Source organism: Candidatus Brocadia sapporoensis, from assembly GCF_001753675.2.
Classification (GTDB): Bacteria; Planctomycetota; Brocadiia; order Brocadiales; family Brocadiaceae; genus Brocadia; species Brocadia sapporoensis.
Window position 1 is genome coordinate 1 of sequence record NZ_MJUW02000007.1, and the last position, 5,155, is coordinate 5,155.

General features: G+C 45.3%; 2 protein-coding genes. Both read right to left on the minus strand.

Annotation, left to right across the window (positions count from 1 at the left end; translation table 11 throughout):
• Window positions 1-165 precede the first annotated feature (165 nt).
• Window positions 166-1,167, minus strand: a complete 1,002-nt coding sequence (locus BIY37_RS00140; protein WP_179129174.1) for a peptidylprolyl isomerase — start codon at window positions 1,165-1,167, stop codon at window positions 166-168.
• 50 nt (window positions 1,168-1,217) lie between these two features.
• Window positions 1,218-4,640 carry a transcription-repair coupling factor gene (mfd, locus tag BIY37_RS00145; RefSeq protein ID WP_080324734.1) on the minus strand — a complete coding sequence of 1,141 codons (3,423 nt, stop codon included), beginning with the start codon at window positions 4,638-4,640 and terminating at the stop codon, window positions 1,218-1,220.
• Between the last annotated feature and the right edge of the window lie 515 nt (window positions 4,641-5,155).

Genomic DNA, 5,155 nt, shown 5'->3' on the forward strand with positions numbered 1-5,155 from the left:
CCTAACTATTCTGAGAAAATATTCTCTCTCACCATCCGTTTCGCTGAATAGTTACAAGTTTTTTACACCCCTTATGGCGCGACATCCTGAGCTTGCCGAAGGATCAGGAAAGCGATAGGGGGGATCTGGTTGTGGCCACGCTGCGATGGAGTAAGGAAACGAAAATCATTGAATAACCTTGACAAAAATACCAGCCTTCAAGCTGTTTAAATACTGTTGTTTCAGCCGGCTGATTTCTTCACGATAGATTTTTTTGTAGATTTCATCCTGTACTTCCTCAAATTCCTGAATTTTCTCCGGTTTAATCAGTTCCATTTTAAAGATGTGATACCCCACCGGTGACTCTATAAGCTTACTTCGTTCATTATCCTTCAGACTATAAACGACGTCTCTCAGGTCTTTTCTCAGCTCGTTTACTTCATTAAAACTCCATAAACCGCCATCTTCCGCATTGGGGCCGTTTGAATACTGTTTAGCCATAGACGCAAAGTCCTCGCCCTTTTCCAGTCGTTTCAGTATCTGTTGGGCTACGGCCAGCGTTTCTTCTTTGTTGTTATTATGGGCAGAGAACTTAATCATGATCTGGCGAAGACTAATTTCTTTTTTTTGCCGGAACTCGCCGATATTTTCCGTATAATAGCGCCTGAGCAATTTCGGTTGAACTTTGACCTTGTTATAGACATTCTCTTTCATGATCTTGTCTATCATAATATCTTCCTTGAGTTCGTTTTTCTTTTCAAGGGGATTAATACCCTGAGATTCGGCAATTTCATAATACTTTGACAGAGAGCCGACATTCTTAACCGCACCTTTCACGAATGAATCCAGATCCTTTTCCACCTCTTTCATCTGCGCTTCATCCGAACCAAACAGTTTTTGCGCTTCTTTAATCAGCACCTTTCGGTTGATCAATTCGTCCAGGGTATCTTTCAATATCTCGTTTACCTTCTCATAAAACTCTCTTTCCGCATATCTTTCCTGCGCCTCCCGGATAGCAACGGCGGCACGTTTGATAACGTCTCCCTGGGTAATGATCTCGTCGCCCACAATAGCCTTAACAGAATTGACATTTTCTTCGCCGGAATCGCCCTTTGTCTCATAGGAAGTGGCAGAAGCTGTAATGACAATTAACAAAAACCATGCGTACGGGGGTATAATCGCCTTCAATATCTTTAACCTCTCTACGAAAAGATGACTAACGTTTATGTTATACCTTTTCAAATTTTAATAGATTTTTTTAAAAAGTCTAGTAAATCCTCCGGCAACATTCCTTTTTTGGGAAGCCCCAGATGCAATGTGCTGTCGTTAATGACCCGGATATGTTTTTTTACTTTATATAAGCTTGCCTCTGCTCTTTTCAAATCGGCAACCTGAAGAATTAAAATACCATCTGCCTTTACCAGGGAACGAATCTTCGACCGTTGCGCAAGGATCCTTAACTCGCTTTCAGATAAAAGATTCCTTACCGGGTGAGGGATTTCTCCAAAACGGTCTGCTATTTCTTCAGCAATTGCATCGATTTCCTTAAAAGTGGTGGACCGGTTCAATCTGCGGTAGATGTCCATCTTTAACGGATCTTCCCGGATATAGGTATGGGGAATGAAGGATTCCAGGTGAAGATCGATGGAAACATCGGCAAGTTCGGGTATGGGTTCCTGTTTTGCTTTTTTCACAGCCAATTCCAATAGCCGGCAATACATCTCGTACCCCACTGCAGCAATGTGACCATGTTGCTCTGTCCCTAAAATATTCCCGGCGCCACGGATTTCGAGATCACGCATGGCAATCCGGAATCCCGCCCCCAATTCTGCAAATTCTTCAATGGCCTTCACCCGCTTTTCTGCCTCGGGGGTAATGGGACGGTCGACAGGCAAAATGAAATAGGCATAGGCACGATGTTTGTATCGCCCCACCCTCCCCCGCAATTGATGGAGGTCAGCAAGTCCAAAGGTGTCGGCAGCATTGATAAAGATCGTGTTGACATTTGGTATGTCCAGTCCTGATTCAATAATCGTTGTGGCAACCAGGATATCAGCGCGGCCGTCAATAAAGTCCCGCATTCTCTGTTCCATAAGTTTTTCGTCCATCTGACCGTGTACCGTCATAATCCTGGCCTCAGGCACGATCTCTGACAGGTTTTTGGCGATGCGCTCTATATTGTACACGCGATTATGTACAAAATACACCTGTCCGTCACGGTTGAGTTCCAGCATGATTGCCTGCCGGATGCGGTCCCGGTCAAAACGTATAATGTGCGTCTGAATCGATTGCCTGCCTAACGGCGGCGTATTCAGGGAAGAAATATCCTTAATCCCCAGGAGCGACATATGGAGTGTTCTGGGAATCGGTGTCGCCGTCAGCGTGAGCACATCGACGGTCTGGCGTAATCTCTTGAGCCGTTCCTTGTGCTCAACCCCGAATCGCTGTTCTTCATCAACAATAACCAGTCCGAGGTCTTTGAAATAGACATCTTTCTGTAAAAGGCGGTGGGTACCGATGAGGATGTCGATTAGGCCTGCTGCCGCCTTCTCCAGGGTGTCTTTCTGCTCTTTGCGCGTCTTAAACCGGCTCAATACACCTATCTTTACGGGATAATCAGCCATACGTTCCGAGAAAGTAGCGTAGTGCTGCTGGGCGAGGATTGTCGTGGGCACGAGGACGGCTACCTGTTTCCCGTCCATAACAGACTTAAAGGCCGCCCGCATGGCGAGCTCCGTCTTGCCGTAGCCTACGTCACCACAGATGAGTCTGTCCATAGGCCTCTTCAACTCCATGTCGTGCTTTATTTCTTCCAGCGCCTGAAGCTGGTCAGGGGTTTCCTCGTAAAGAAACGATTCCTCAAATTCCCGTTGCCATTCCGTGTCCTTCTGATACGCAATGCCCTCCTTCGCATTTCGCAATGCCTGAATATGCAGCAAATCACTGGCAACATCTTTAACAGCATTCTCTGCACGTTTTTTCCTGACCTCCCAATACTTTGACCCGATTTTATCGAGCCTGGGCCGGTGGTCAGAACTGCCAATATATTTTTGCACCAGTTCAATCTTCGTTGCAGGCACGTAGATCTTCGTACCCTCATCAAACTCCAGCACGAGATACTCCCTTTTCTGCCCGTCTTCTTCGATAGTGTCCATTCCCAAATAGCGTCCGATCCCATGGCTTACATGCACCACATAATCCCCCTTTTTCAAATCAAGGAAAGAATCTATCGCCCTGATTTGTATGGGTTTTTTTAATTCCCGGCGCTGCTGGTAACGATGAAAGATTTCGTGGTGCGCAAGGATTGCAATACGGATATCAGAGAATTGAAACCCGCTGTGCAGGCGCCCTATGCGCAAGGTTGGCCAATGGCTCTTTTTTATACCAGACCCAGCGATAATCTCCTGAAATCGCTGTTCCTCGGCCTCGTTATTACAAAAAACGACTGTGCGGTCGCTGGCTTCAATGATCCTGCCAAGTTCTGTAGTAATCTCCTGAATTTTATGAGGGAAGCTATCCACCAATTTGACATGAAAAGGATAGTCGTCTCTGCTTGAAGTTACCGGTAATTTCGATACCGTAACCTTTCTGAAGGAGTTTAACTGGCAAAAAACTTCTTCATAGGAAAACACAGAATTTCTTTCAAATGACGTGTGCTGCGAGTCGTCCCTGTCACTGCATTTTCTGAAGGAAGATTGTTTGTCAGAGTCTTCTTTGACATCCCGGGAAATTTCATCGTGAAAACCCAGGCTGGTTAACATCGTTCTTGCCCGTTCTTCTATATTTAGCGGTTCTTTCAGGATGACTAAGGTGTCTTTCCCAAGATAAGACAGCAGTGAAGTCTTTTTGGTTTCAGACTGAATGTCATTTCTTATCTTGTTCATAGTGTCAAGGGCAAGTATCTGGCAGTTATCCAGTTCCTGATCGGAAATCTGGGACTCGACATGAAATCTACGAATCGATTCAACCTCGTCTCCAAAAAACTCAATACGGTACGGGGTGTCTGAGGCAAACGGGAAGATGTCAATAATACCGCCGCGTAACGCATATTCCCCGGCATTTTCAACCTGACTGGCCAGATGGTAGTGATGGTCGTGCAGCCATGCAATAAGTTCTCCCTGGGGGTGTTCACGATTCCGCTGAATTTTCAGGATATTATCAGAAAGCATTTTCGGAGACGGTACGGGCTGCAAAAGCCCCTGAACCGGCGCCACGATGATATCTGCACGGCTCTCTGCCGGGATGTAATTGTGAAGTATCCGGTTAAGCACATGAATCCTTTGTGTCTGGGTATCGCTATTGTCTGCGAAATCCGCATCATATATATTTTCAACTGCAGGGAAAAGACTTGTATGGCCTGGCAGAAAGGTCTGCAAGTCTTCAAAATCATTTTCAGCCTCTTCAATATGGGATACCACCAGGAGTATCAGAGGCGCCACCTTGTCCGCCCTTAAACGTTCATCTACCAGAGCTGCTGTAAGAAACAGTGCAGACGATCCCCACAGCCCGTTAACAGAGCAATCCTTCCCGGACTGGAGGCTTCGGGTAATTTCCTTATATTGCTTATGTGCCTGCAGAAGTTTGAGAAAATCTTTCATGGAGGTCAGATGGAAGTGAAAAAAAACGTAACCATTCAGTTTCTTGAAAAATCCCAGCAACATGAAGGTTGCTGTCCTTTATAAAAGATAAGGCATTTGCTCGTATCCAACACACCCCTAAGTTCCTTCTTTCCAAAGAGGACTCATGCTCCCCCCTCTAAAAAAAGAGCGAGGCGTGTCACAAGACAGCAAGTATTTCGCCTCTTACTGTACGCTGAAACACATGGGAAATTCCTTTCGAAAAGCTAAACGGTTACAAAAAAACAAATAACCGGGTCACCTCCCGGAAGGGAATTGAGGGGTGGGTAGTTGACTACCGTCCGGCAAGAATACCTATCCCTTATCCTCTCCAGAGGAGAATATTTCTAAAATTAAACGCATTCGATTTTCAAGGAATATGCGAATTTCCTATTCATTTTAATGCAAATCCACAGGAAAAAGCAAGAATTTGGGCAGGAATCATAATTTCATGGATCACATATCAGATTAAATTTGTAACTATTCAGCGTACATTCGCTCACAAGCCCTATGAGTGAACAAAATATTGATTCTGTAATCCCGAAGGGATGTCATTATTA